Genomic DNA, 25,963 nt, shown 5'->3' with positions numbered 1-25,963 from the left:
GAACAGTGTCACGTGCCACGTCTGAGGGTTGCCAGGAGCACGAGGGCGACGAGACCGCCTGCGAGGGCCAAGGCGGGCAAGCCCGCAGCGTCGACGACGAGGCCCGAAGCCATGCCGCCGGTGGCACCCGCGATCGCGATGGCGGCGTCGACCAGGCTCTGGGTCCTGGCGCGGGTGGCAGGCGGCGCGGCGTGGGTGATCATCGCGGTGCCGCTGATCATGCCGAGGTTCCAGCCCAGTCCCAGGAGGGCGAGGGCCACCGCCAGCGTGGTGATCGCCGCGCCGGGGGCGACGGCGGCGGTGAGCGCACCGGCCAGCAGGAGCAGCCCGGACGCGGCGGCGATCCTGCGGGGGCCGTGGCGGTCGACGAGCCAGCCGGTCAGCGGCGACGGCAGGAACATCGCGCCGATGTGGACGGCGATGACGAAGCCGGATGCGGCGGTGCCGTGGCCGTGGCCCTGCACGTGGACGGGCGTCATCATCATGATCGGGTACGTGACCAGCTGGGCGAGCACCATCACGAGTGCGCCGACGAGCACGACCGAGCGACGCCCTCCGCCGTCCAGGTGCGGCAGGCCGTTGGCGGTGTCGGGCTCGGCTGGACGTTCGGCATTGTCGTTGCGCGCCAGCAGCAATGGGTCTGGGCGCAGCCCGACGGCCAGGACAACGGCGGCCAGGACGTATGCGGCGCCTGCGAGGAGGAACGGCCCGGCCAGGTGCGGGATGCCAAGACCGCGGGCGAACTCGCCGGCGGGGGCGGCGAGGTTGGGGCCCACCACGCCGCCCAACGTGGTGGCGACCAGCACGGTGGACACGGCGCGGGCGCGTCGCGCGGGGACCGCCAGGTCGGCTCCGGCGTAACGAGCTTGCAGGTTCGTGGACATCCCGGCGCCGTAGACGAACAGCGCGAGCAGGAACAGCAGCGGGCTGCCGATGACGGCGGCGGTGATGACGCCCGCACTGCCGACCGCACCCGACAGGTAACCGGCGACCAGACCTGGGCGGCGCCCGTGAGCTTGGCAGATCCATCCGACGATTGCGGCCGCCAGCGCGGACCCGGTGGTGACCAGGGCGCTGGGCAGCCCGGCGAGACTCGTCGAACCGAGCATGTCCTGCGCGAGCAGGGCGACGACCGTCGCGCTGACCGCGGGCCCGGCGCCACCGAGGACTTGGGCGGCGACCAGGACGATCAGGGTGCGGCGCTGCACCCGGGGCAGCGCTTCGACGGGCGCGGACGCCGTCACCGGAGCCCGGACCCGTCCAGATCCAGGCGGGCACCGAGGCCAGCCGCGGTGAAGGCGGCCACCAGGTCGTCACGGCCTTCGGAGAAGTGGGCCCACCCCTCGTGGTGCACGGGAACGACCCTGCGAGCGCCAAGGATCCTGGCCGCCTCAGCCGCCTGGGCGCTGTCGAGGACGATGGGCACACCGTCGAAGAGGACGGAGAAGCGGGGAGCCCCGGCGAAGAGGATCGCGGTGTCCACCGGGCCGAAGCGCCCGGCGATGTCCTGGACCGCCTGCAGCGAGGCGTTGTCGCCGCTGACGTAGACCGTGGGCAGGTCCGCACCGGTCAGGACGAAGCCGACGACCTGGCCGGTGACCGGCTCGACCTCCTCGCGCGGGCCCGGACCGTGGATGGCGGGCACGGCGGTGACGGTGATCGTGCCGCCGCCGGGACGGTCCAGGACGATCGACTCCCAGTCGGCCAGGCCCCTCGCCCCCTTCCCCAGGCGCTGCCCGCCCCCTGTGGTGGTGAGGGTGAGCGGAACGCGCGCGAGCAGGGCCCGGCCGGAGGTGTCGAGGTTGTCGGGGTGCTCGTCGTGGGAGAGCAGGACCACGTCGACGCGGCCGAGGTCGGCGGGCGCGACGCGGGAGGGCGCCGTCTTGGTCAGCGAACCGCCTGGCACCACGTAGTCCCCGGGGTCGTCGAAGGTCGGATCGGTGAGGAACCGCGACCCGCCGTACTCGAACAGGACGGTCGGACCGCCGAGCACCTGGACGGGGACCCGCTCGCGCACCGGGTGGACAGACGTCACCGCAACTCCTCACGGTTGAAGGCTTAGTTATCCGTGATAGCGACGGTAGCTTTCCTCACGGATGAGAGCAAGGCCTACCATGAGAGCCATGAGCGAGCCCTCGACCGCCGAACCCCCGTTGCCGCCCGCGCCGGGAGCCGGGCAGTACGTCGCGCTCGACTTCGTCAACAGCGCCATCGCGCTGCCGAACGGGCATTTCGTCGATCTCCTCGGTACCCCGGCCGCGACGAGCAGCTGGCTCGTGGAACGCGGTCTCGCGCCAGCGGACGTCGACGTGCAGGAGATGTGCGCGACACAGCTGCGCTCGATGCGCGAACACCTGAGGTCGTTGTGCGCCTCCCGGGTCGCGGGGCTTCCCGCCCTGCCAACCGCCCTGTCCGCCGTGAACGACGCGCTCAGCCGGGTGCCCACGGCCGCTCTGCTGCACTGGGACGAGAAGGACGGTCCTTACCGCGCGGTTCCGTGCCCCACCAACGAGATCCTCGACCACGCCCTCGCGACCCTCGCGGCCAGTGGAGCGGATCTGCTCACCGGCCCCGACGCCGAGCGCCTGACGCAGTGCGGCTCCACGCCCTGCAACCGCTATCTGTTGCGCCACGGTCGCCGCCACTGGTGCTCAACGCGTTGCGGCGACCGCGCCCGCGCAGCTCGCGCCTACGCACGTCGCACCGAACCCGGGACATAGCTCCAGAGTGATCGCGCTCGGCCTGATCAGCGGCCGCCGAGCCCGAGGACGACGCGGGCGATCTCGTCGATGGCGCCCCCTGGGAGGTGCAGGGTAGGCCGGAACCCTGCCGGCAGTTCGCCGCCCACGTAGACGGACGTGCCGCACGAGCTCAGCATCGGGACGTCTCCGGGGCTGTCCCCGACGGCGGCGATCTCCTCCGGCCCGATGCCGAGCGAACTCGCGTGTTCCCTCAGCAGAACGGGCTTGGTGGCGGAGAAGACGTGCCGGCCGCGATCCGGGTCGGTCGCGATCACCGCGTCCAGCCCGAGCTTGCGGGCGAAGTACTCGGCGTGGGTGGTGAAAGCCAAGGAGACGATCACCGTGCTGATGCCCGAGGTCCGCAGCGTGGCGATTCCTTCCGCGGCCCCCGGCGCCAGCGGAACCGACGCGAGGAGCGCGATATCGCTTCCTCGAAGGAGTTCCCAGGCCTCAAGGCGTGCGGTGGCGGTCTCCTGGTCGGTGCGGGAACGCTGCCACACCGGCATCCGGTCGGCGAAACCGCACGCATCGGCAGCGGTCTCCAAGCAGGTGCGACCCCTGGTGAGGGTGCCGTCGAGGTCGAACGCGACAAGCCGGATCATCTCATTGTTCCTCGTAGAAGAACGGCATCGCGTAGGCGCCCGTGCGGACCGGGATGGCGCCGCTGCGGATCGCGTCGAGTTCGGTCCGGACACGCCAGGAGCCGCTCGGCTTGCGCACGGCCACTCCGTGCCACGGATAGATGCTGCTCTTCTTGTTCACCAGGTGGATTCCCCATTGGCCCGGCTTCGGGTGCACGGTCGCTCTGATCGCGCCGGGGGCGTACTTGCCCATCACGTCGGTCAGCTTCAGCGTGCAGAGCAGGAGCGTGTAGGTGAACGCGGCTTGGTCCGCGCGCTGCTCGATCTTCCGGCGCACCCGCGCCAACTCGTCGCCGGCGTCGATCACGTCGTTGGTCAGTGCGGTGTTCAGCAGGTTCGCGAGCAACTGCGCGGTCTCGTTGCCGGCGTGCACGCTGGCGATGAAGTTCCGCACGAGGTACCGACGGTGCGCGTCGTCCGCGTTGTCCCGCCACCATTGGCGCAGTTCGGGTTCCAACGCGTCGCGGACCGCGTCGAAGTCCTCCTGTCGCGGGGCGATGACCTCGTCGAGGATGTCCACCGTGCGCAGTGCGCCGCCCGCGCCGAGCATGCCGATCATGCGGTCGACCTCCGAGCGGTACACCTGCGCTTCGTGCACGCTCACTTCGAACAACGGCGCGTAGATCCGGCTCTCGGACAGGATGTGGAACACCGCTCCGGCCGGGTGCACGGCCTGGATCGCCTGAGTGATCTCGAACAGTCGCATCAGGCACAGCAGCTCGGCCATGTCCGGCAACCGCCGCCGCACCTTGAGCGGGTTCGGTGCCTTGAAAGGAAAGGAGGGCAGGACGATGGGGATCGGTGCGTTGTCGCGGACCGCCTGGGACAGCCGACCGCGCCACAGCCCCCAGTTGTCCGCGAACGCCGTGCCCTCCACGCTTCCCGCGCGGTAGCGGGCCGCGGCCATGATCTCGAAGACACGCCGGGCCGGATCGTCGATGGCCCGAAGGCGTCCCCAGCAACTTCGGAGGAAGTCGTCCGCGCCCGCGCGGACCTGCGCCGCGAGCGCCGCGTAGTCGATCTCCTCCGTCCTGCCTCGTCCTTGGTGCGCTGGGAAGTCCTCCAACGGCAGCGGAGGGAACAACGGTGCGGCGGCCTTCGGGCTCACCATGACCGAACGCGGGTCGAACCGGATCCGCCCGGTGTCGTCGAGCAGTTCTGCCACGGCTCGGTTCACCGGCACGTCAAGCACAATCGGCGACAACTCTCGCCTTTCCCTTCACGTCGGAATCAGCCCAGGTCGCCGGACGGATCGGTGTTCGCCGCCGCCAGCCAGCGCGCCTCGGCGGCCGCCCGGTCGGCGTGCGCGTCCGCGACCGCTCGCAGCGCAACCTTGTTGATCTTGCTCATCGTGGACCTCGGCAGCTCGCGCACGGCGTACACCGCGCGCGGAACCTTGAAGTCCGCCAACGCGTCCGCACACCGCTCGATCAACCGGTCGGCGAGCCCGGGGACCGGACCGGCCGTGCGGACGAAGGCCACCGGAACCTCGTCCAGCTTGGCGTCCGGCCTGCCGACGACGGCCGCCTCGACCACGGAGCCGTCCTCGAGCAGCACCCGCTCGACCTCGGAGGCGGCGACGTTCTCCGCTCCCACCCGCAGCACGTCCTTCGCCCTGTCGACGAAGGAGATGTGCCCGTCGGCGTGCGGGCGCACCAGGTCGCCGGTGCGGAACCAGCCGTGCTCGTCGAAACTGTCCACAGTGGCCTGGTCGTCGTCGAGGTAGCCGTCGAACAACGACAGCCCAGGAGTGCCGAGCACGAGCAGGTGGCCGGTTTCCTCGGGTTCGACGGGGGAACCGTCCGCCCGCACGACCGCGACGCCGTACTCAGGAGCCGGGCGGCCCACCGCGAGCGGGCGGTTCGGCAGGTACGGATCACCCGCGATGGCGTGGGCGACCGTCTCCGTCATGCCCCAACCGCCGACGGTCTTCACGCCGAACCGCTCGTCCCACGGCGCGTCGGAGAAGCCGAAACCGAAGCGGCGGTAGCTGTGCCGAGCGGGTGCGTCCATCGCCTCGATGGCCCGGATCGACAGGCCCATCAACAACAACCACGTGCAGCCCTCGCGCAGCGAGATGTCCCAGAACCGGCTCGTCGACCACTTCGGGGTGAGCACGATCCGACCGCCCACCCAGATGCTCGGCAGGGTCGCCCCACCGAGCGCGTTCGCGTGGAACAGCGGTTGGTAGACCAGGTGGCAGTCCGTCGAGTGGAGTCCGTGGTGGAGCGAGTTCACCCGAGCCGCCCACAGCGCGTTGGCGTGCGTCCACCGCACGCCCTTCGGCCGGCCGGTCGTTCCCGAGGTGTACTGCACGCTCATCAACGCCAGCGGGTCCGGAGCGGCGGGAAGCAGGTCGTTCGGGTCGGCCCCCAGTGCCGCGAAGCTGTCGGCGCGCGTCGGCGACGTGGTCCGGGCACCGGCGTCGTGGTCGGTCACCGCGATCCACCGCAGACCCGGTGCGGCCTCCTGGACCAGCGCGGCGAGCCGCGGCTGGGTGATCGCGGCGACGGCCCCGGAGTGCTCGGCGAAGTACCGCAGTTCGGCACGCGTCGACCTGGTGTTGGTGGTCACCGCCACGGCGCCGATCGCGGCGCAGGCGAACCAGCTGAGGAGGAACTCCGGGCAGTTGTCCAGGTGGATGAGCACCCGGTCACCCGCGCGGATGCCGCGCTTGCCGAGACCGGAGGCGACAGCGGCCGCCTCCCTTTCCAGTTCCCCGTAGGTGATGGTCCTGCCCTCACCGGCAAAGGGGCGCCACTCGATTGCCGGACGGTCCGGATGTTCCGCGGTCCGAAGCCGGATCAGCTGCCACACGTTGGTGCCGGTGAACATGTTCAGGGCACGCCGCGGCCCACCCGGAACGGGGGTACTACCAGAGAGCATGCGACGAATCGTAGCTATCCCCACGTGCCGAAGAAGCGGTTCGGGACACTATGAGCATGACCACACCTGATTCTCGTTCAGCCAAAATCAGCATTTTCCGAGACCTCTGTTGACACGATCTCGACTTAGACAGCTTCGACAGCGTCACTATTCTTCACGGCGACCGACAGATGCTCTTTCTTTCGGGCCCGACAAGTGCCCATACCGGTCGGACACGTTGTGCAGAGACGAGGGTCGACTCACCGCAGACCGTTCAGCTGCGGCGTTGTCACCCGGTCCGGCTCCTCCGCTCACGCGAGTGCCCACATTCGCGTCATGCCGAAGCGCCACGCTAGGCGATTGCCTGAACGCCGGGCCGTGAAGGTTGATCGACAAGGAAAGGAGACGCTTTCCAGATGGCAGCTCACCTGCGAGACGCACACAGTCGCCCCACCCTGATCGAGGAAGCGTTCCTCGCCGAGAGCCATACATTCGCCTGTCGCCGAAATGCGCCGCGCGCGGCGCTGGCCTCGCGGACACTTCTTGCAGGGATTACAAGGCGCCTCGTCGCCGGTACGAGGAGGACCGGCCTGGCGGCACTGTTTCATCAGGGTTCGATCGAAGGAGCATGAGTGTCGCAGCAGGGTACGAACGCGTACGACGAAGTCGATGACCTGCCCCCGTTGGTCCGACGGGCCGTGGACGCCGCTCGCCACCACGGCTTCGAGTTCTCCTGCCGCCCGGAACAAGGACGCCTGCTCCAGGTGTTGGCCGGCGGCGCCCCGCGACGTGTTGGTGAAACCGGAACCGGGTGCGGCGTCGGCCTGGCCTGGCTCGCCTCCGGCGCAGCCGATGGCGTCAGCCTGATCAGCGTGGAACGCGATCCGGAGCTCGTCGCCATCGCCGCCGAGGTCTTCGCGGACTGCGACCACGTCGAGGTCGTGCACGGCGACTGGCAGCACATCACCGACCACGGGCCATATGACCTCCTCGTGCTCGACGGCGGAGGACAGGGCAAGGGCGGCACCGCTGCCGCTCCCGTGCACCTGCTCGAACCGGGTGGTGTTGTGGTCATCGACGACTTCACCCCGGCTAGCACGTGGCCGCCGCTGTACGACGACTCGCCAGACCTGGCGCGCCTCCACTGGCTGGAGCATCCCGAACTCCGCGCCACCGAACTCCGCCTGGCACCGGATTTCAGCGTCGTGGTCGGAACCCGCCGTTTCCCAGCCTCATGAGACGACTCGCCCGGTACGCGAACGGCTCGGCCACCAGCGGTGCTGATGACCGAGCCGGACTCGCTCAGCCCTTGAACCACGCCGCGCGGAAGACCGGGGCCTCACCCGCCACCGCGCGACGGCACCAGTCGGCGACCTCGGCCCCGACCTGCTCCGGCGCGAGCCGCGAGGTGTCGAGGACCGTCATCGCCCATTCCGGCCCGGGACCGCGACCGATCCAGCGGTCCCAGCGCATCTCCGGCCAGGCGTCGGTGGTGATCGCCTCCGTGACGTGGCCGGGGTCGGTGGCGTGCGCGCGCAACCACGCGGCGAAGCCCTGGTGCAGCGGGATCAGCTCCTCCGGCTCACCGCGCTGCGCGAGACGGGCGAGGTGCGCCTGCTCGTCGACGTCGAGCAGGCACGCGGCGATGTCGATCCGGTCGGCGCTCGGCGCCGCCAACGCCTCGCCGAGCGGTACCGGGTCACCGGCGAAGAGCAGGTGCTTGCCCTCGGCTTCAAGGGCGATGGCCCGCACGACCGCGACCTCCACCTGCTCCTGGCGCCAGGCGATGGTCGGAACGGCCGGGATCGGGCCCAGCGTGAAGAGTTCGGCGTTCTCGAAGGTGTCGTCCAGCAGGTGGCGCGCGTGCATGCGCGCGGTGGACTTGCCGACGGCGGACGCGCCGGAGACGAGCAACAGCATGGTTCTCCTTCAGGGGATGACTCAGGGGGCGCCGAGCGCGGGAGGCGCGGCGCCGGGACTCGGAGGACGAGTCAGCTGAGGCGGAAGAAGAACTGCTGCATCACGCGGGACAGGCTAAGGCTTCGCCTCGAGGTCATCCACTCGTTTTCCTCGCAGCACGAACCTGGCTACTGTCGGCGGAATGGCTCGCACGCTCGCTCAGGTGTACCGGCGCTTCGGAGAGGTCGACGCCGCGGGGAGCTCGACGCTCTACGAACGCGTCGCGATCGCCCTGAGCGAGTCCGGCGAAGCGCTGCGCGCGATCGAGAACGCCCCGGCGCGCAAGCGGAATCCCGCGCTGGTCCTCGCCGCGCTGCACGACCTCGCCCTTGCCGGAGCGGCACCGGCGCTCGCCGCCGCCTATGCCGAGGCGGACGGCGACGCGGCAGCGGACGCAGCGATCGACACGCTGCTGCGCAAGACCGACGCGGTCGTCGCCATCGTCGTGCAGAGGCGGCTGCGCACCAACGAGACCGGGCGCTGCGCAGTGCTGTACCCGGCCATCGCCGAGGCCGCGCGCCGGGTCGGCGCGAGCGCGATCGGGCTGATCGACGTGGGCTGCTCCGCCGGGCTCAACCTCAACGTCGACCGCGTCGGCATCACCTACACCAACGGACAGGAGCTGGGGGACGCGGAGTCTCCCGTGCGGATGGTGTGCTCGGTCGTCGGGGACCGGCCCATCCCGACGCGGGCGATGCCCGAGGTCGTCGCACGGATCGGCATCGACCCCGATCCCGTCGACGTGACCGACGCGGAGGACGCCCGGTGGCTGCGAGCCTGTCTGTGGCCTGATCAATCCGACCAGCAGCAACGGCTCGACGCGGAGATGGCGCTGGCGGCGACCACTCCCCCGCTGCTGCTGCGGGGCGAAGCCGTCGAAGTACTGCCCGATGCCCTTTCCCGCGTGCCCGAAGGTGTTCTTCCGGTCGTCACCACGACGTGGGCTCTGTCGGGCTTGTCGTTGGAGAACCGCCTCCGTTTCCTGTACCACCTCGACGAAGCGGCTACGGACCGCCCGGTGGCGTGGGTGTCGGCGGAGGGGGTCGGCGTCGCACCCGCGATACCGACCTTCGGCGACCGCCGCGCCTCGGGGCACAGCGTCCTCGGTGTCGCCGTGTTCGAGCACTCGGCCCTGCACGCCGAGGGTGTTGGGCGCAGCTGGTCCCAGGGCCGCATGCTGTCTTGGCTCGCGTAGCCCTGCTTTCGGGCTGCCCACCGGGGCTGCACGAGGCGCGCTGTGCCGGCCGCCACTCTGGTCATCGCGCCGGTCGACCGAATCTCGACATTCGCCGGCACCGGCGGCGGACCCGCTTTGCTTGCCGAGATGCATTCCCGGAAAGGGTCGCGCTCGACGCCGCCGGGAACATCTACTCCCCTGCCTGCAACGTCAACCACAAGGTCGCCGTGGGGTGAGACGAGATCCACGGCACCGACGACCGGTCAGCTTGCATCGGAACCGGGCTCGTCGCGCCATCCTCCAATTAGTCCATTGTAGACAGTCCGGAGGCTTTTGCGCCCGGGTGCACAGGCATGGCTCGGCGACCGGGAGTTCTACGACTCCCAGGCCCTCTACTTCAGGAAGGACCAGTACCGGATCTGCGTAGCGGACTGGGCTCCGAACACCTGCGTCGAGTCCAAGTGGTTCCGCCGGTGACCACCGTCCTCGGTGGCGGGGATCGCGACCGAGCTTTGTCCTCTGTGGAGCATCGCGGGCGAGTAGGAGTTGTTGAACCAGAACACCTTCAGCTCGCGGCGATCAGGGGGTCCGGCCGCTCGTCCCCGTCATGTCGTGCGGGGTAGCACGCCGGAGGCGTAGCCCGCCTGGAAGTACGTGATCGCGTCCTGGACGATCCGGTCGAGCATCCGGGCCGCCGCCCGGTCGGGGTCGGGGCCACGGGTGGAGTCGACGAAGTGCTGCCACCACTGGACCTTCGCCCCCAACGCGTACGGCTTGTCCACCGTTGCCGGGACCAGGACCGCCGCGACCGCGGCGCCGATGGTGGCCGGTGTCGGCTCGCCCGGTGCGATGGCCTGTTCCACCAGGCTGATCAGCAGTGGGTTGTCCGCGAGCAGGATCGCCTGCTCCGGAACCGGTTTCGCGGTCTGGTCGGGGTTGGTGTCGAACCTCGGTGGCACCCGGCTGACGTAGGTGACCCGGTAGAGCACCCGCCAGACGCCGTTGCCGGTGAACCGGACGTTGCGCAGGGCGACGGCGTTGGGATCACTGCTGGTGTCCAGCCACGCCGGGTCCACGACCTGGCGGAACGCCGCTCCCCCCTCGGCGGACGGGGGGAGGTAGAAGGCCATGAACCGGTAGGCGTCGACCTTCCCGGGGCACGGGTCGGTGGTGTAGAAGCCCGTGCTGTCGTCGTAGGCCTGCAACATCGGCTCGCCGGGGCAGGTGACGTCGAGCGACATCCCCTGGCTCTGCTTCTCCTCCTTGCCGAGCTGGATCTTGATGTGGCCGCCGAACAACGCGTCCAGCGAGGCGTACCCGCCCACCTTCCACCAGGGCCCGCCTTCGCCTTCCAGGTTGAAGGTGGGCCCGAGAAGCCAGGTGTAGTCGTAGAAGCCGGTGAACGAGCGGTCGTGGGTGGCCGAGAACTGTTCGGTCTCGGTGTGCAGTCCCCCGGTCGCGGTCCAGACGTAGCGGTTGGCGATCCCCCTGGCGGGCACCTGCCGGGCGAAGTCGTAGAACTGCTCGTCGCCGACCTCGTCGAGGTCCGGTGACTCCGGGGAGTGCCGGCCGCCGGGGAGCGCATCGCCCCGCGACTCGGCGTCGAAGCGCCGGAAGCGGGCTCGCGCCAACTGGTCGGCCCGGTCGATGCGGGCGGCGAGGCGATAGGCCTCGGCGGGCTGGAAGTAGCTGCCGTGCGTCACGTCCGCCTGCGGGTAGTCGGGATCGTTGACCAGCCCGACCCGCCCGTCCAGGGTGCCGTTCTTGACGTAGGTCGGGCGCATCCGGAAGGTGATGATGTTGCGGTCCGGCGGGATGTCGAGGTCGGGCAGCACCACCTTGCCCACCATGGCGCCGGTCGAGTCCAGCCGGAGCGCGTACAGGTCCGCGGTCAGCGACTCGACGAGGGCGTAACCGACGTTCAGCGGCTGGTACCGCCTGCCGACGACGGGGTTGAGGTACGGCGAGCCCGGGGTCGACGGCGGTTCCCACCGGCCGCGCAGACCCACCGCGTCGGTCGTCGTCCTGGTCCACCCCGACGAGAAGGTCTCGTTGGTCTGCTGCGCCTGCTCCAGGTCGGACTTGTGCTGGCCGCCGATCTTCAGCTTCACGTTGGCCACCTCGACGTTGATCCCCTTGTTCAGGATCGGGACCTCGTACTCGGCCGTCAGCTTGAGCCCGCCGGAGAGACCGGCCTTGCCGTCGATCTTCATCGTCAGCGTGGTCCGGTAGTCGGACGAGGTGAAGCTGAACGAGGTCGTCTCGGTGGACCGCAGGGTCACGGTCGCGGTGTCCTGGTAGGAGTTGTAGCCGAGCGGGCTGTTGTACAGCGGCCGGGACAGGTTCTCGCTGGGCACCGGCGGCGCGCCCTCGATGAAGCCGATGAGCGTCGGGTTCGTCTGCACCTGCCCCAGGTACACCAGTGCCAGCTCGCCGATCCCGAACCCGGTCGCCAGCACCAGCTCAGGCGCGGTGAAGAGGTAGGCCCTGCGCATCACGCCGACGGGCCTGCCGTCCCAGCGGGTCGCCGTCTCCGGGTACTCCAGGACGGCGGGCCGCCCGGTGAGACCGCTGTGGAACCGCGTCGTGGGGCCGTCGTAGACGTTGCGCACCTGCGGTCCCTCGTTCGCCACCGGCGCCGCGGAGGGCACGAAACGAGCGGCCTTCTCCAGGACGCCGTCGGAGCCGCGTCCGGTGAGGTCCTCCGTTGTGGCGTCGAAGGACCAGTAGGCGGCGAGGTCCGGATCGCCCGCTGCGACACGCCGGTACAGGCCGTCGACGACCTGGGCGCGGCTTCGGGCTGAGCGCCACAGCCGCAGTTCCGCCAGCGATCCGCTGAAGCCGTTGACGAACTCGCCGCCCTGCTCGACGGCGCCGATGGTGAACTGCTTCGGGATCGACGGTAGCCCGTCGGTGACCGGGAGGACCGTGCCGATCGGTTGTCCGTCGCGGTAGAACTCGAACGTGCCCAGCGAGGGGAACGACGCCCAGAGATCGGTGGTGGTGAGCACCAGGTCGTTGTCCCCGACCGAGTCGGCGGCGATCGTTCCGCCGGTCTCGTCGAACCACCAGGCCGCGACAACGGCGGAGTCGGCGTCCGCGCCTCGCCGCTGGGACATCGCGGCCGACACCTCGGCCGGACCGAGCGCCACGGACGAGAACCGGACACCGGTGACCACGCCGTGGAAGGGAGCCTGCGCCTCGAGCGCTGCCGTGGGTGACGGTGGCACTGCGACTCCCACGGTCACCGGGCTCCTGGAGCCGACGGACCGCACCCCGGCTTTCTCCTTGACGACCGTGGTCGCGCTCCGGCCCTGCTTTCCGTTGACGTAGAGCACGAGGGTGCAGTGGGTCGACGCGTCCTTCGCCACTGTGGCCGTGGACAGCGTCGCGGCCACGTGCGTCGGCGTGGCGCACGGGACGGTCGCATCGTCGTTCACCCTGATCGCGACGCGGTCGCCGTTCTCCTGGCTGACCAGGTTGACTTCGCAGCTCAGCGCGCCCGCGGGGGTGAACCCGAACCGGAAGGACTGCCCGCCACGTGCCTGGGACCACTGCGCCAGAACGGTTTGGTCCAGCGGACTGTCGTCGGTGCGCATCACCCACGCCTCGACGGTGAACTCGTCGTTGAAGTCGAACCCGTTCGGCTCCTTGCAGCTGCCGTAGTCGGCCGCGACGGTCAAGGGGTGGCTGGGATTCAGCCGAAGCGCCCCGACCGCTCGGTACGCGACGCAGACGTGGTTCCACTCGTTGGCCTTGAGGAACGCCCTGGCGTGCACTGGGGGCGCGAAGCCCACAGTGGCGATGACGCCGATGAAGGGGTCCTGGGCGGAGAAGCTCACCGGCTGGGCGGGGTTCAGCTTCAGCACCGCGTCCAGCGCCGAGCCCGTCGCGGTCGCCTGGTTGCCGAACACGGTGCCGTTCGCAGCGTTCCGGGCGCTGAACGTCCAGTATCCCGCCAGTCCGGGCTCGGTACCGGTCAGCGCGGTCTCCATGCTCTGGCGCAGGTCAGCTGCCGGGCGGGCGAAGGTCCAGAACCGCATCTCGGTGACAGCGCCGAAGAGACTCGCGGACCAGTCGTCCCGTGAGCCGAACACCACGGCGGGCGGGGTGTTGTGGGACGCCGCGCGCAGCACGATGTCGGCGGCCCGCACCTCCTGCGCGTTGACGTAGATCACCAGGCGCCAGTCCTTGTCCGGCTGCCGTTGCGCGGTCACCGCGACGTGCGTCCAGGTGTTCGCGGGCAGCGGAGGGCTGGGCTCCAGCATCTGCTCCACGTTCTTCTTGCCGGAGTCGTCCCTGAAGCCGAACGTCAGGCCCCGTTCGGCGGTGAGGCAGATCTGGCCCAGCGGAACGGAGTCCTCGTCCTTGGTGTCGTGAACCTGGACGAGGCCGGCCCTGGAGTCCGCCGGGCAGGGGCGCTCGTCGGGCCGGATCCACGCCTCCCAGGTGAACCCCGGCCTGGTCAGGTCGAAGATCGCGTTCGACGGCAGCGCCAGGTAGGAGTTGCGAGACTGGCCGTGCGTCGTCCGGTAAGGGTCGAAGCGCAGTGTCGGCAGACCCGAGGTGCCGAGGTAGTAGGTCGACCACAGGTCGCCGTAAGCCGGCGGGTGACCCGCCCAGTAGGCGAGCACGGCGGCCGGTTCCGCTCCACCCGGACGCAGCCAGGACTCCATGGTCCAGTCCCGCACCGGGATCACCGACGCGCCGGGCTCGGGTACCGACACCGCCGAAGCCCCGTCGAGGCCCAGTGCGTCGGGCTTGGCCGCGGTGAGCCATTTCCCGTTGTCCCCCTTGGTGATCACCGAACTGGTCCGGAGATCGACGGTCGGGTCCTGGCCCGGTGGCACCGCGGGCGGCACCGCGGTGAGCGCGAGCATGCCGCGATCGAGGGTGACGCCGGGCGGAAGCACACCGACTGTCCGGCGTTGCCACTTCGCCGCGGTCACCGTTGTCGCCGCCGGGGCGAGCCGCGCGGTCGGCACCGGGAGCAGGAGGTCGAACAGCAGCGAGCCGGAGCGCAGATCCAGTGGAGCGCTCACGGTCTGGTCGGGCACCGGCCCGGCGGTCGGATCGACGGACACGGCCAGGAACCAGGCCCCGACCGCTTCGGCGAACGCCGCGGGCGCGCGGGGGACGTTCGTCCGCGGCGGCTGCGGCTGCCCGCCCACCGTCAGGCTGATGTCGCAGTAGGCCGGGTCCTGGTTGGTGGCCGCCGACACCGTCAACGTCAGCTCGCGCGGACCGTGGTCGAACAGCAGGATGCCGCTGCCCGCCTCGATCGCGTACAGCGGGGTGTCGTTCGGGTCCGGTGTGTACGAGTAGCGCGCAGGTGCGGCAGCGCCGCTGAGCACCGCGACCAGATGCTCGGTGTCCGTGGGCAGCCCCGCCCAGGTTTGCCTGGCGACTCCGTTGCCGGGCAGGGAGTAGTGGATGGTCAGCGTCGCCGACCCCTCCTGCGGGACTGCGAGGTCGACAGCCTGGATGGACACGTTTTCTCTGTGCGACAACAGTTCCAGGTACGCGTCGCGTACCTGGGGCCCACCGGGCACGGAGGTCAGGGGCAGGCGTGCCGCCGCGCGCCTGCCCTTCTCGTCGTAGAACTGGCGTTGTCCTGATTGGACTTCCGCGTCCGACGGGTCCTCGGAGTAGCCGCCGTTGAGGATCGGGATCATGCGCGAGAGCGCGCGGGGCACACCGTCCCAGTACTCCTCCGGGAGTCCGGAGTCCGGTCCGTACACGATCCGCACGGCACACAGGTCAGGTGCCGTTCCGGTGCCGCATTCGGAGATCTGGACGGTCACGTCGTTGAAGGTGCTGCCGCTGCGCCGGGCGACGAGGGGGAACGTTCCGGTGGTCGCCTCGGCGGACCACGGCAGCGCGAGCCTGGCCCTGACCATCGTCGGGTCGAACTGGGCGACCGCGAACTCGTCGTCCGTCTCGGCGAAGTAGCAGTGCAGCAGTCCGTCCGCGCTGTCCAGCAGTGCCGGCGCAGCAGCCGGTCGTGGTCGGCTGAGCAGCACCGCGTTCACCGTGCCCGCGTCGATCGCGTGCACCGCGGCGTCGGGCACCGGATACCCGGAAGCACTCGGGGTTTCGTCGACCACCACGCATTCCGGCGTGGTCAGCGGCTGCGGGACGGTCCCGTCCGGGAACACCGTGAAGTCCAGGACGGCGAGCCCCGCGGCCTGGTCGTTGTCCTGCCGGACGACCGGGACGGTGATGGCCAGCCGCGTCCCGCGACGCATGTTCGTGGAGGTGCCACCCACGGCAGCGCTCTCCTGTTCCGCGTACAGGGCCACCGCCGGTCCGGCCGAGGCCCCCAGCGGAACCCGGGCGCCGCCGATCCGCGCGGCCAGGCTCAGGCCGAACTCGCGCACCGACGACGCGTCGAGGTCCATCGGGTCGAACTCGCCCTGCTTGCAGGACAGGTAGTTCAGCTGGTGGTCGGCCGTCGTCGTGACGATGTGCCAGCGCTGCACGTCCATCTCGCCGGTCCACCCGAGCGCGACGTCGAACCGGGTGACGTCGCTGCCCAGCAGCAGGGACAGCTCGATGGTCGGTTCCAGGAAGGGCGCTCCGGCCATGTTCGTCGCACCCAGGCTGTCCGCCGGTCCCGCGGGCACGTCCCGGCGTTGGCTGCGCCGGTAGCGCACCTCGCCGAGCCTGCGCAGCGACCAACTGCTCGGGATCGCGCCGTCACGATCACCGCTCGCCCGCCGCTGCGGGTTCTGCACGAGGACGAACCGGTCCAGGTAGAGGCTGCCCAGCTGGGAGAGCCGGAAGCAGCAGATGTTCCTGCCGTCACTGACGACGCGGAACGGCGCGTCGGCCGGGGCCGGTGTGGTCGCGACGGGATCGACGGTGATCAGGTCCATCCCGGCCAGCCGCAGCAGCGGCTCGCGGTCGGCGTCCCCCGCCACGGGCGGCTCCGGGGCCAGCTCCAGCCGGTTCCACCCCGCCCATTCCGCCGGGCTCAGCGGCTCCGCCCCGGGCTCACGGACGTTGTAGTAGAGCGTGTCCACGGGGGTCCCGGCCTGGCGCGCGAACACCACGGTCGTGCCCTCGACCCCCACCGCGACCGGATCGACGAGCGCGATCCCGTTGCAGTCCGTCGACGGCCACACCCACTCCGACGCAGTCACGGGAACCTCCTGGGGGCACCGGGGCAGTCCGTTCGAAGCTAACCCGCCCGCCGCGGCCCGGCTCAGGAATCACCCGAAGGATCTTCAGAGGTGGCTCTCGCCCACCCGGTGCGCGTGATCACCGATCGCCGTGCCCGCGCCGCCGGGGTGATCTCGGCGATGGGCATCGCGCTTGAGCAGGAGTCCCGGAACCACCTCCCCGGCTACCGCGATGACGCTGTGCACCACCGCAGCAGAGCCCCCGCGAAGACCTGACCAGCCCGGCGTCAGAGGACAGTGAAACCCTGCGACAACAACGACGTTCCCGATCACACTCTCGTGGTCGTCGCGGATCGAGGGCGACGTCTGGACCACGGAGGAGAACCAGTTGTTCACCAGGTTACGAAAAACCGTCGCCGCGAGTGCGGCGACGGTGATCGCCGCGTGCCTGCTCGGCCCGGCAGGCGCAGCGGGCGCCGAGCCCCGGAAGGACATCCTCGACGAGCTCAAGCGGATCCCGGGTCTGACTGTGCTCTCGGAAGGCCCGCCGCCGACTCCCGAGCACCGGTACTTCGTGCTCAGCTACACCCAGCCCGTGGATCACCGGCAGCCGGGCGGAGCCACCTTCCAGCAGCGCTTCCAGTTGGTGCACAAGGCAGTCGACCGGCCCATGGTCCTGCACACGACCGGCTACAACCTCTACCCCACCTCGTTCCGGGGCGAGCTGACCCAACTGGTCGACGGCAACCAGATCTCGACGGAGCACCGGTTCTTCCCGCCGTCCCGGCCGGAGCCCAGCGACTGGAGCCACCTCACCGTCTGGCAGGCGGCCTCCGACCACCACCGGCTGGTGAGCGCCCTCAAGCCGCTCTACCCGCGAAGGTGGCTGGCCACCGGCGCCAGCAAGGGCGGGATGGCTTCCGTCTACCACAACCGGTTCTACCCGCGCGACGTCGACGGCGTCGTCGCCTACGTGGCCCCCAACGACCACGTCAACGACGAGGACAGCGCCTACGACCGGTTCTTCGCCACGGTCGGCGACCCCGCCTGCCGGAGCGCGCTCGCCGACCTGCAGGTCGAGGCGTTCAAGCGCCGCCCGGAACTCCTGGCCCTGCTCACCGAGCAGGCCGCGAAGGACGGGTGGACCTTCGACAAGATCGTCGGCAGCGCGGACCGGGTGTTCGAGAAGTCGGCGATGATGCTCGGCTGGGCGTTCTGGCAGTACTTCGGCCAGGCCCACTGCGCGAAGGTACCTGCGACCACCAGCGCCACCGCGCAGATCTACGACTACATCCAGGCCACCGTGAACTTCGGCTCCTTCGCCGACCAGAACCTCGGCCAGATGGTGCCGTACTACTTCCAGGCCATGACCGAACTCGGCTGGCCGCAGCCGCAGTTCGCGCACCTCCGCGGCTACCTCAAGTACCCGGACTCGCCGAGCGTGTACTCCAACGTGCCGAAGGAGCTGCACCGGCCGCACCGGCCGACCCCGATGCTGGACGTGAACCACTGGGTGCGCACGGACTCGCAACGGATCATGTTCATCTACGGGCAGAACGACCCCTGGAGCGCGGAGCGGTTCACGCCGAGCCCGCACGACTCCCACAGCTACACCGCGCCCGGTTCGAACCACGGTGCGCGCATCTCCCTCCTCAACGGCGACGACCGCATCGCGGCGACCGCCGTCGTGCGCCGCTGGGCAGGAGCCGAGGTCGGGCAGGCCAACGACTACCCTGCCGTCGATCCTCGCGCCCTGGATGTGGTCCGCACACCGCTTCCGTTCTAACGCGTGGCCTGTAGCCGTCGCAGCCTGAAGTGCCCTGTCCGGCCTGACAGCGGCCGATCACGAACGGCAGGACGGCCCTAAAACGGCGCCGGGTCGGCAATGGGTTCGAGTTCCGTCTCGATCACCTTGCCACTCGGCGTCGTCCACACATGCGTCCCATCCGGCCGGTTCTCACAGGACCAACGGGAGTGGGTCTTCATCCGGTGGTGGTGGCGGCACTTCGGCCGCAGATTCGCGACCGTGGTGTTGGTCCCGTCAAAGGGACAGCAGTGGTCCAGGTCGCAGCGGTGCGCGGGCTGGTTGCAGCCGACCATCGTGCACGTCGGGTAACGCGCGTTGATGAGTTCCCGTTGGGCTGGGGTGGGCCGGTAGGTGGTGATGTGCTCAGCCATCCCCGTCACCGGGTCGGTCAGGATGCGCTTCCAAATCCCATTCGCCGCCACATCGGCCACGACCTGCGCGGGCAGCGGCCCGTATCCGGCCAGCATCACCGGGTCTGTGGTCAAGCCGAGGATGTTGGTGATCGGCATGGTCAGGTTCACGCACACCTCACCCTGCGGGGCGGGTGTTTCCTTGCCCATCAACAGGTCTGCCGCAACGTCAGATCGTTTCTGGTCCAGCGTTCGGTCATCTTTCGGTAGTGCCCGCGCGATGCGGTCGATCCGATCGAAGGCCAGGGCCGCGTCGAGCGCGGGCAGCACGACGCGCAAGGAGCACATGCCATCGTCAAGGTTGAACTTCTCCACCAACCGCTGCTTGCGCTTCTCCTCATAACGCCGCAACGCCGCCTCGGCATCGAGCCTGAGGATGAAACGCCGGGCATAGCGTTGGCTCGCCGTGTAGTTATGCGTGGCCGCATGCGCAATCAACACGGGTTCGGCGATCGCCTGGTTGGCGACGTCGAGGACACTGACCTGATCGATGATCATCAACGCCTTGCCCTCATCAATCCGCCCCTCCGACAACGCCTCCAACACCACCGGATGCTCCACCAGCGACATCGCCCGATCGATCAGCTTGTTGCCCTTGACCTGGGAAACACGCAGCAGCGGCATCAGGACATCCCCGGCATACTGCTGCACTTGCGGATCGAGGTCCTCATAGAGCTTCATCAGGGTTAAGGCGAAGCCCGCGACAGCCTTACCGATAGCGGCGTAGGCGGCCACGACGTCGTCTTCGATATCGGCAGGGGCCATACCCTTATTTTAGCGTCTGCAAATAGTGGATCATGACTCTACGGAGTGAACTTTCCCTTACACACCAACGGTTCCGGCAAACGAAAGCCAGTTCCAGCTGGCGCGAGGTAAGGCTGGGACGGTCGGCTTTACCTGGGGCGCGCGTGCCATACGCTCGTCGGCGAGGGCCGGTTCCTGACCGTGCCCGCCCGGCAGGCCCTCGGCACGCGCAAGGGGCCCCAGGTCAAGCCGACCCCACGCTGGAACCAGCCACGCCCGCTGCAACCAGCCGACCCCACGCCGGAACCAGCCAACCCACGCCGCGACCACCCCAAGCAGGAGAGCCCACCGCGCGCGGCACCACGACGCTCACAACCGCCCAGGCAGGTGCGCCGCGGTCACAGGACTGAGCACCGCCCACCCGAGGCGCCGATACAACGCGAGACCGTCTTCCGTGGCGACCAGAACCGCCCGCACAGCACCGAGTTCGACCGCGAGCGCATCGAGTTCACTCATCACGACACTCCCCAGCCCCTTGCGCCGATGCGCGGGCTCGGTGACCACCTGGTCCACGACGGACGCCTCACCCCACACCGCGAAGCGCCCGGCAGCAGCAAGGGAGCCATCCGCGGCTCGGACCACCACACCGTCGGAACTCCGGGAAACGCGATAACCCGGCAGCGCGGAAACGCGTTGCGGCGAGAACAGATCCTTGCCCATCAAGTACTCCGGTCCGCCCACAGTCCACTGTGGAGGAACAGCGGGCGAGCCGCAGATCTTCAGCCAGGTCCCGGGAGCGGTCAGCGCGGCACAACGTTCATCCACAGTGGACACATCGGGAAGCACGTAACGGACCCGGTGCCCGGGCAGCCCGACGTCGACGCGATAGCCGTCCGGCTCCTCGACCGGAGCGGGCGTGCCCCGGGTCAGCGCCCAGCCGTGAACCCACTCCCGCACCGCCCGATCAACGCTCACGCGGAAAATCATGCCGCACGGCGTGCGAGGATGCGGATGTGACGTTCCTCCGCTACGAGTCGCCCACCCCGAACGCCCGGGGTTTCCACGTCGGCATCTTCGGACTGGCCAACGGCCTGGTGCGGGAGGCCACCCTCTCGCCGGAGGACCGGGCGTGGTGGCGGCCGAGCAACGACTGGTTCGACGCGGCCTACCCGGACCCGGGAAAGACGGACCCCACGCTCTTCGACAGGTCCGCGCACCCCCGCGTCGCGTGGGACGAGCGCCGGTCGGCCGCTCCCGGCGCGGTCCTCTCCGAGGACCAGGTCCAGATCGTGGTGGCGACATGATCACCACACCCATCACCGCGGACATCCTGCGAGGCGCGCTGGACCTGGAGCGCACCGAGCACGGCGTCCTGCCCCACCGCTTGCCCGCCTGGGCCCGCGGGCAGTGCGACGACCCGCAGCTGGCGATGGTCGAGGCACAACCCTCCGGCGTGCGGCTGGTCTTCCGCAGCCGGGCGACCGTCGTGGAGCTGGACGTCCTCCCCACGAGAACGACTTACCGGGGAGTCCCACCGCGCCCGGCCGGGGTGTACGACCTGCTCGTGGACGGCCGTCTGACGGCACGGGCCAGCGCGCCCGGCGGCAAGGTCATGATCCTGGACATGACCACCGGAGCCGTCGAGACGCAGTCGGGCCCGGTGAGCACGGTTCGCTTCGAGGGGCTCGCCCCCGTCGTCAAGGACATCGAGATCTGGTTGCCGCACAAGGAGATCACCGAGCTGGTCGCCCTGCGCACCGACGCGCCGGCCGAGCGCTCGCCGGACCGCGGTCGCCGCGTGTGGCTGCACCACGGCAGCTCGATCAGTCACGGCTCCGACGCCGCGAGCCCCACCACGACGTGGCCCGCGGTCGCCGCTTCCCTCGGCGGGGTGGAGCTGGTCAACCTGGGCTTCGGCGGCGGCGCGCTGCTCGACCCGTTCACCGCGCGCACCCTGCGCGACACCCCGGCCGACCTGATCAGCGTCAAGATCGGCATCAACCTCGTCAACGCGGACCTGATGCGGCTGCGCGCTTTCGGCCCCGCCGTGCACGGTTTCCTCGACACGATCCGCGACGGCCACCCGGACACACCGCTGCTGGTCGTCTCGCCGATCTACTGCCCGATCCACGAGCACACCCCCGGCCCCGGCGCACCGGACATGAGCACCGGCAAGCTCCAGTTCCGCGCCACCGGCGATCCGTCCGAACGCGGCAAGCTCACGCTCACCGTCATCCGCGAGGAGCTGGCGCGCATCACCACCGACCGCGCGGCCGACGACCCGGCGCTGCGCTACCTCGACGGCCGCGAACTGTACGGCGAGGCCGACTTCGGTGAGCTGCCGTTGCCCGACCAGCTCCACCCGGACGCGGCGACGCACCTGCGCATGGGCGAGCGGTTCGCGAAGCTGGCGCTCAGCGCGCTCTGACGCAGGCCAGCATCACGGCGGCGGAGAGGACGAACGTGCCCGGCGCGGAGATCCACTCCACCAGCGTGCCGCCCAGCGCCGAGCCCGCCGCGTCGGCCAGGAACGACCCGCTGAGCACCACGCCGAGCACGACGCCCAGCGACTCCTTCGGCGCGTCGCGCTGCAGCAGGGTGTTGCCGCACACCGATTCCAGCCCGTTGCCGAGGCCCGCCACCAGCGCGCCGAGCACCACGAGACCGACCACCGGCGCGAGCCCCATCGTCAGGTGCCCGGCCGTCTGCGCGACGATCCCCACGCCGAACAACGCCGGCACCCTCCCCTCGAAACCCCGGTAGGACAACGACGCCACCAGCACGCCGAGCGAGATCGCGCCGAGCGCCAGCCCGTACCACAGGGCCGACGCGCCCAGGTCCGTCCGCACCAGCACGATCAACGCGGGCCGGTCCAGCGCCGCCGCGAAGGCGACACCCACCAGGCCGATCACCACGGGACGGACGCCGGAGTCGCGCCGCAGCACCGCGAGGCCCGCCGTCGCCTCGGCGAAGAAGGACCGCCCGGACCTCGGCTCGGGAACGGCCCGAGGGAGCAGCACCAGCAACAGGATCGAGCCCCCGAAGGACGCCGCGTTGATCACCAGGGCCCACCGGTAGTCCCCCGCCCCCGCGAGCAGCGCGCCCAGGGCCGAGCCGCTCGCGAACCCGATCGCCGTGGCGGCGAGCAACATCCCGTTCGCGGCGGGCAGGTGCTCCTTCGGCACGGTCCGGCCGACCATGGTGCGCGCGGCGGGCAGCGTGATCGTCGCCGCGGACTCGGCCACGAACACCAACGCCAGCAGCAGTGGATAGCCGGGGTTCACCAGCGCGATCACCAGGAACACCACCCCGCACGCGGCGTCGCATGCCATCAGCAGCCCGCGCAGCTCCACCCGGTCGCCGATCGCCCCCGCGACCAGGCCGAGGATTCGCGGCAGCACGCGGACCAGGAACAACGTCCCCACGGCGACCGGGGACCCGGTGCTCTCGTGGACGTGCACCGTGAGCGCGGTGAGCGCCGCCATGTCGCCGGTCTGCGAGACCAAACGGGACGCGACGAAGACGGGATAGCGGTTACCGGTCCACACGCACTGATCATCTGGTGTCAGCGCGCCCCGAGCGATGGATCTCGCGCCCAGCGAACAAGGTCCGGCTGTCGGTGCGGGCGCTCATAATGGCGCGGTGACTGTGCAAGCTGACGAGTTCCACCGGATCATCGACGCGCTCGGCGACGTCAAGCGCACGCAGGGCAGCGACTACACCTCGTTCAGCGTGCGCGGCAAGCGGTTCGGCTACTACTGGCCGCGGACCCAGACGGTGGGCCTGAAGCAGACCCTGACCGAGCAGCTCGCGCTGGTCTCCGAGCGCCCCGAGGTCTTCGAGGAGCAGTTCACCGCGGGCGGGTTCGGCTGGGTCGTGGTGTACCTGGCCGGGATCGAACTCGACGAGCTGACGGAGCTGGTCTACGAGGCGTGGCGGCTGTCCGCCCCGGAAGAGCTCATCGAGTCCCTTCCGTTCCCCGTGGTGTGATCCCGTCGATCTCGATCTCGACGAACCATGCCGGGTCGATGAACCGCGAGACCTCGACGAAGGTGCACGCCGGACGGATGGCGGTGAACCGCTCGCCGTGCGCGCGGGCCGCCTCCTCCCACCGGCTGAGTCCGGGCCACGTCCTCGATCGAGGCACCCACCTCGCGCAGCGCCCGTTCGGCGATGTCGAGGCAGCGCACCGTCTGCGCGAACACGTCCCCGGGTGCGGTGGTCGCGCCGTCGTCGGAGATGGGCGCGGTACCCGCGACAGCGAGGTGCTGTCCGACCCGCGCAGCCCGGGAGAAGCCGATCTGAGGTTCGAGGGGCGATCCGGAGCCGGCGGTCCTGCGCGTCACTGCGCGACGCCGCTGAGCAACCACTTCGTCATCCGGACCTCGACGAGCACTCGGGCGCCCTCGCCCGCCCAGGTCTCGGTGACGTCCCACCCGTCGTACTTCGCCGCGAAGGCCGCGACGACGTCCTCGGGGAAGTCGCCCTCGTGCACGGTCGCCAGCCCTTCGGCGACCACCGGCGCCATCCCGTCCTCCAAGGCGAGCGAGACGCGCGGGTCGTTGATCATGTTGCGCACCTTGCGGTTGCGCTCACTGCTGCCGATCCACCACGTGTTCTCCCGGTAGACGAACCACACCGGGGTCACGTGCGGGGAGCCATCCGGGCGCACGGTGCACAGCCACGCGTTGCGCTCGCGTTCCAGGCGGTCGCCAAGAGTCGTGTCCACACCCCTCATCCTGCCGCACAAGTTTCCGTAGAGTCTCTATTGAATAGAGCCTCTACGGAATCGGAGCGCGCATGGACCTCAGGGCAGCACTGGAGCGCATCCCCGAACTGCACCGCTTCCCCACCGTCGACGAGATGCGCGCCGACCTGGTCGATCTCGCCGCCGCCCACCCGGACCTGGTCGAGTCCGCCGCGTCGGCACCTCACGGCAGGGCGAGCCGCTGGTCATGGCCGTCATCGGCGACGGCCCGCGCTCCGCGCTCGTCTTCGGCGGGCCGCACCCCAACGAGCCGGTCGGCGCCCTGACCGTGCGCGAGCTGGGCCGACTGCTCTGCTCCGACGAGCAGCTGCGGTCCGGCCTGCGCTGGCACCTCATCCCGTGCGTCGATCCGGACGGCGCGCGGCTCAACGAGGGCTGGCACACCAGGCCCGGCGGTTGGGAGGTCTTCGGCAGGCACTTCTACCGCCCGGCCGTCGACGAGCAGGTCGAGTGGACCTTCCCGAACCTCGTCGAGCCCGGCTACTTCGACCGGACGCTGCCCGAGACCGCCGCGCTGGCCCGGGTGATCGACGACGTGCGGCCGGCGCTGATCAGCTCCCTGCACAACGGCGAGTACGGTGGCGTGTTCACCTACGTCACCAAGGACGACCCCGCGCTGACCGCAGCGCTCGGCGAGGTTCCCGGCTGGTTCGGCCTGCCGCTGCACAACGCCGTCTGGGAGGTCCCCGGCAGCAGCGTGCTCGGCCCGGGCGTGATCCGGATGCCGACGATCGCCGAGCTGGGCGGCGACGGCAAGTTCGGTGCGAGCAGCGGGGATTACGCCGCGCGCCACGGCACCACGACGATCGTCACCGAGGTGCCGTACTGGGAGGACCCGAGGGCAGCCGACACCAGCCCCTCGGACACGACTTTCCCCGACCTCACGAGGACAACCGCGCGACTGGTCGACGACACCGGCCGGTTCCTGCGCGCCACGTTGGCCGCTGCCGAACCGGACCTGGTGCTGGACACACCGTTCCGACGGTCCCTCGTGGACAGTTTGTCCTATGTGGACTCGATGGTCGAAGCGTGGTCGCGCATGGCCGACGGCCCGCCGCGTCCGGCCACCGTGGCCGAGGTGTGCTCCTTCGACGTGCTGCCGCACATGTTCCGCGTCCGCCTCACCGGCACGCTGCTGCGCGTGCTGCACGCCGAGCTCGACACGGGCAACACGCGCAACGGCATCCGCTCAGCCCTCGCGGAGGCCGAAACCCGCTTCACCGCGTGGTGCGAGCAAGCCACGCGCGAACTCCCCGGCGACCGCATCGAGATCCGCAGGCTCGTCGCCACGCAGGTCGGCTGCACCCTAGCCGCGGCGCGCCGCGAGCACGATCAGCGCGCCCGGGATGACTCCCACGAAGAACGGTGACGGCACGAGGAGGAGCCCGCCCACGACACACCACGCGGCAAAGCCCCAGCCGATACCGGCGGGCACGGTCACGCCGCGTCCGGCGAGGTACCAGATGAGGCAGCCCAGCAGGATCTGCGGCACGGAAAAGCTCCCCAGACCGCCCCAGAACGCGGCCGCGTTCTCCGGCGAGCCGCCCAGGAGGGGCACGGCCGCCCACAGCCCATGGGAGATCCACCGGCCCACGTGCTCCCCGGAGAGGAGGAACGACAGCACCAGGTGCCCGGCACCGATGAAGATCATGATGGCGCTCGCCCAGCGGAGCAGCCGAGAGGTCATCGCGCACCCCCACTTCTATGTTGGTCAACACAGGCAGTGT

The 25,963-nt window shown here is 70.0% G+C and carries 23 protein-coding genes and 1 pseudogene; 10 read left to right on the top strand and 14 right to left on the bottom strand.

Annotation, left to right across the window (positions count from 1 at the left end):
• Positions 1-8 precede the first annotated feature (8 nt).
• On the bottom strand, positions 9-1,244 hold the full coding sequence (locus tag BLT28_RS07315) for an MFS transporter (protein ID WP_030432063.1): 1,236 nt from the start codon (positions 1,242-1,244) through the stop codon (positions 9-11).
• Positions 1,241-2,035: an MBL fold metallo-hydrolase gene (locus BLT28_RS07310; RefSeq protein ID WP_030432064.1), complete on the bottom strand. Its 795-nt coding sequence runs from the start codon at positions 2,033-2,035 to the stop codon at positions 1,241-1,243. Before BLT28_RS07310 ends, BLT28_RS07315 begins: the two co-directional genes overlap by 4 nt.
• Positions 2,036-2,123: 88 nt before the next feature.
• Here BLT28_RS07310 and BLT28_RS07305 point away from each other — a divergent pair, with 88 nt between their 5' ends.
• On the top strand, positions 2,124-2,720 hold the full coding sequence (locus BLT28_RS07305) for a CGNR zinc finger domain-containing protein (RefSeq protein ID WP_043813228.1): 597 nt from the start codon (positions 2,124-2,126) through the stop codon (positions 2,718-2,720).
• Positions 2,721-2,746: 26 nt separating this feature from the next.
• Here BLT28_RS07305 and BLT28_RS07300 read toward each other — a convergent pair whose 3' ends face one another.
• Genes BLT28_RS07300 through BLT28_RS07290 form a run of 3 tightly spaced genes read right to left on the bottom strand, consistent with a single transcriptional unit; the run spans position 2,747 to position 6,268 of the window.
• On the bottom strand, positions 2,747-3,343 hold the full coding sequence (locus tag BLT28_RS07300; RefSeq protein WP_030432066.1) for an HAD family hydrolase: 597 nt from the start codon (positions 3,341-3,343) through the stop codon (positions 2,747-2,749).
• A gap of 1 nt (position 3,344) precedes the next feature.
• Positions 3,345-4,565 (bottom strand): L-tyrosine/L-tryptophan isonitrile synthase family protein, encoded by a 1,221-nt coding sequence (locus BLT28_RS07295; RefSeq protein ID WP_083383682.1) that lies wholly within the window; start codon positions 4,563-4,565, stop codon positions 3,345-3,347.
• 47 nt (positions 4,566-4,612) lie between these two features.
• Positions 4,613-6,268, bottom strand: a complete 1,656-nt coding sequence (locus BLT28_RS07290) for an AMP-binding protein (RefSeq protein WP_063766661.1) — start codon at positions 6,266-6,268, stop codon at positions 4,613-4,615.
• A gap of 611 nt (positions 6,269-6,879) precedes the next feature.
• On the opposite strand from BLT28_RS07290, the gene BLT28_RS07285 reads away from it, so the two are divergent.
• Positions 6,880-7,485 (top strand): O-methyltransferase, encoded by a 606-nt coding sequence (locus tag BLT28_RS07285; RefSeq protein WP_030432069.1) that lies wholly within the window; start codon positions 6,880-6,882, stop codon positions 7,483-7,485.
• Between the two features lie 64 nt (positions 7,486-7,549).
• On the opposite strand, the gene BLT28_RS07280 is transcribed toward BLT28_RS07285, so the two are convergent.
• A complete protein-coding gene (locus BLT28_RS07280) occupies positions 7,550-8,167 on the bottom strand; it encodes a hypothetical protein (protein WP_052407842.1) in 618 nt (205 codons plus the stop codon).
• Positions 8,168-8,348: 181 nt separating this feature from the next.
• On the opposite strand from BLT28_RS07280, the gene BLT28_RS07275 reads away from it, so the two are divergent.
• Positions 8,349-9,401, top strand: a complete 1,053-nt coding sequence (locus BLT28_RS07275; protein ID WP_030432071.1) for a DUF2332 domain-containing protein — start codon at positions 8,349-8,351, stop codon at positions 9,399-9,401.
• 587 nt (positions 9,402-9,988) lie between these two features.
• On the opposite strand, the gene BLT28_RS07270 is transcribed toward BLT28_RS07275, so the two are convergent.
• The gene (locus BLT28_RS07270) at positions 9,989-16,528 is read right to left on the bottom strand and encodes a LamG-like jellyroll fold domain-containing protein (RefSeq protein WP_030432072.1); all 6,540 of its coding nucleotides are present in this window, start codon (positions 16,526-16,528) and stop codon (positions 9,989-9,991) included.
• Positions 16,529-16,618: 90 nt separating this feature from the next.
• Between BLT28_RS07270 and BLT28_RS39920 the strand changes: the two genes are divergently transcribed.
• A complete protein-coding gene (locus BLT28_RS39920; protein WP_156051421.1) occupies positions 16,619-16,783 on the top strand; it encodes a hypothetical protein in 165 nt (54 codons plus the stop codon).
• Positions 16,784-16,895: 112 nt separating this feature from the next.
• Positions 16,896-18,293 carry a S28 family serine protease gene (locus BLT28_RS07265; protein WP_162184901.1) on the top strand — a complete coding sequence of 466 codons (1,398 nt, stop codon included), beginning with the start codon at positions 16,896-16,898 and terminating at the stop codon, positions 18,291-18,293.
• Between the two features lie 77 nt (positions 18,294-18,370).
• Here BLT28_RS07265 and BLT28_RS07260 read toward each other — a convergent pair whose 3' ends face one another.
• Both BLT28_RS07260 and BLT28_RS07255 read right to left on the bottom strand, forming a co-directional pair.
• Positions 18,371-19,489 (bottom strand): HNH endonuclease signature motif containing protein, encoded by a 1,119-nt coding sequence (locus BLT28_RS07260; protein WP_083383681.1) that lies wholly within the window; start codon positions 19,487-19,489, stop codon positions 18,371-18,373.
• Positions 19,490-19,837: 348 nt separating this feature from the next.
• The gene (locus tag BLT28_RS07255) at positions 19,838-20,443 is read right to left on the bottom strand and encodes a GNAT family N-acetyltransferase (RefSeq protein WP_231950674.1); all 606 of its coding nucleotides are present in this window, start codon (positions 20,441-20,443) and stop codon (positions 19,838-19,840) included.
• A 38-nt stretch (positions 20,444-20,481) separates the two neighbouring features.
• Here BLT28_RS07255 and BLT28_RS07250 point away from each other — a divergent pair, with 38 nt between their 5' ends.
• Both BLT28_RS07250 and BLT28_RS07245 read left to right on the top strand, forming a co-directional pair.
• Positions 20,482-20,772: a hypothetical protein gene (locus BLT28_RS07250; RefSeq protein WP_043813993.1), complete on the top strand. Its 291-nt coding sequence runs from the start codon at positions 20,482-20,484 to the stop codon at positions 20,770-20,772.
• Positions 20,769-21,896, top strand: coding sequence for an SGNH/GDSL hydrolase family protein (locus BLT28_RS07245; RefSeq protein ID WP_030433256.1), 1,128 nt, complete (start codon positions 20,769-20,771; stop codon positions 21,894-21,896). The genes BLT28_RS07250 and BLT28_RS07245 overlap by 4 nt, the downstream gene beginning before the upstream one ends.
• On the opposite strand, the gene BLT28_RS07240 is transcribed toward BLT28_RS07245, so the two are convergent.
• The gene (locus BLT28_RS07240) at positions 21,883-23,016 is read right to left on the bottom strand and encodes an MFS transporter (protein ID WP_030433257.1); all 1,134 of its coding nucleotides are present in this window, start codon (positions 23,014-23,016) and stop codon (positions 21,883-21,885) included. The two genes, BLT28_RS07245 and BLT28_RS07240, sit on opposite strands and share 14 nt — an antisense overlap.
• A gap of 94 nt (positions 23,017-23,110) precedes the next feature.
• Here BLT28_RS07240 and BLT28_RS07235 point away from each other — a divergent pair, with 94 nt between their 5' ends.
• Positions 23,111-23,458 (top strand): MmcQ/YjbR family DNA-binding protein, encoded by a 348-nt coding sequence (locus BLT28_RS07235; RefSeq protein WP_030433258.1) that lies wholly within the window; start codon positions 23,111-23,113, stop codon positions 23,456-23,458.
• Here the strand turns inward: BLT28_RS07235 and BLT28_RS41750 are convergent.
• The 3 genes and pseudogenes from BLT28_RS41750 to BLT28_RS07225 form a co-directional block, all read right to left on the bottom strand.
• Entirely contained in the window at positions 23,427-23,615 is a 189-nt protein-coding gene (locus BLT28_RS41750; protein ID WP_231950672.1) for a RidA family protein, read from the bottom strand. The two genes, BLT28_RS07235 and BLT28_RS41750, sit on opposite strands and share 32 nt — an antisense overlap.
• A gap of 31 nt (positions 23,616-23,646) precedes the next feature.
• Positions 23,647-23,814 (bottom strand): annotated as a pseudogene (locus BLT28_RS42800) (hypothetical protein); the annotation flags it as partial.
• A complete protein-coding gene (locus BLT28_RS07225; RefSeq protein WP_231950670.1) occupies positions 23,811-24,197 on the bottom strand; it encodes a pyridoxamine 5'-phosphate oxidase family protein in 387 nt (128 codons plus the stop codon). The pseudogene BLT28_RS42800 and the gene BLT28_RS07225, both read right to left, overlap by 4 nt.
• Before the next feature lie 71 nt (positions 24,198-24,268).
• Between BLT28_RS07225 and BLT28_RS40835 the strand changes: the two genes are divergently transcribed.
• Positions 24,269-24,502, top strand: a complete 234-nt coding sequence (locus BLT28_RS40835) for a hypothetical protein (RefSeq protein WP_156051769.1) — start codon at positions 24,269-24,271, stop codon at positions 24,500-24,502.
• The gene (locus tag BLT28_RS41270; protein ID WP_052408138.1) at positions 24,424-25,605 is read left to right on the top strand and encodes a M14 family metallopeptidase; all 1,182 of its coding nucleotides are present in this window, start codon (positions 24,424-24,426) and stop codon (positions 25,603-25,605) included. Before BLT28_RS40835 ends, BLT28_RS41270 begins: the two co-directional genes overlap by 79 nt.
• On the opposite strand, the gene BLT28_RS07215 is transcribed toward BLT28_RS41270, so the two are convergent.
• Positions 25,543-25,923 (bottom strand): DUF6463 family protein, encoded by a 381-nt coding sequence (locus tag BLT28_RS07215; RefSeq protein ID WP_030433260.1) that lies wholly within the window; start codon positions 25,921-25,923, stop codon positions 25,543-25,545. The genes BLT28_RS41270 and BLT28_RS07215 overlap by 63 nt on opposite strands.
• Between the last annotated feature and the right edge of the window lie 40 nt (positions 25,924-25,963).

It is taken from the genome of Allokutzneria albata, from assembly GCF_900103775.1.
GTDB lineage: Bacteria > Actinomycetota > Actinomycetes > Mycobacteriales > Pseudonocardiaceae > Allokutzneria > Allokutzneria albata.
The sequence above is the reverse complement of the archived record's forward strand: the minus strand, read 5'-3'. Positions and strand labels throughout refer to the sequence as shown.

What these genes read in the sequence shown, in the direction of transcription:
- BLT28_RS07260 (WP_083383681.1), bottom strand. Translation starts at nt 19,489, where the DNA reads ATGGCCCCTGCCGATATCGAAGACGACGTCGTGGCCGCCTACGCCGCT.
- BLT28_RS07290 (WP_063766661.1), bottom strand. Translation starts at nt 6,268, where the DNA reads ATGCTCTCTGGTAGTACCCCCGTTCCGGGTGGGCCGCGGCGTGCCCTG.
- BLT28_RS07245 (WP_030433256.1), top strand. Translation starts at nt 20,769, where the DNA reads ATGATCACCACACCCATCACCGCGGACATCCTGCGAGGCGCGCTGGAC.
- BLT28_RS07300 (WP_030432066.1), bottom strand. Translation starts at nt 3,343, where the DNA reads ATGATCCGGCTTGTCGCGTTCGACCTCGACGGCACCCTCACCAGGGGT.
- BLT28_RS41270 (WP_052408138.1), top strand. Translation starts at nt 24,424, where the DNA reads ATGGCCGTCATCGGCGACGGCCCGCGCTCCGCGCTCGTCTTCGGCGGG.
- BLT28_RS07305 (WP_043813228.1), top strand. Translation starts at nt 2,124, where the DNA reads ATGAGCGAGCCCTCGACCGCCGAACCCCCGTTGCCGCCCGCGCCGGGA.
- BLT28_RS07280 (WP_052407842.1), bottom strand. Translation starts at nt 8,167, where the DNA reads ATGCTGTTGCTCGTCTCCGGCGCGTCCGCCGTCGGCAAGTCCACCGCG.
- BLT28_RS40835 (WP_156051769.1), top strand. Translation starts at nt 24,269, where the DNA reads ATGGACCTCAGGGCAGCACTGGAGCGCATCCCCGAACTGCACCGCTTC.
- BLT28_RS07275 (WP_030432071.1), top strand. Translation starts at nt 8,349, where the DNA reads ATGGCTCGCACGCTCGCTCAGGTGTACCGGCGCTTCGGAGAGGTCGAC.
- BLT28_RS07215 (WP_030433260.1), bottom strand. Translation starts at nt 25,923, where the DNA reads ATGACCTCTCGGCTGCTCCGCTGGGCGAGCGCCATCATGATCTTCATC.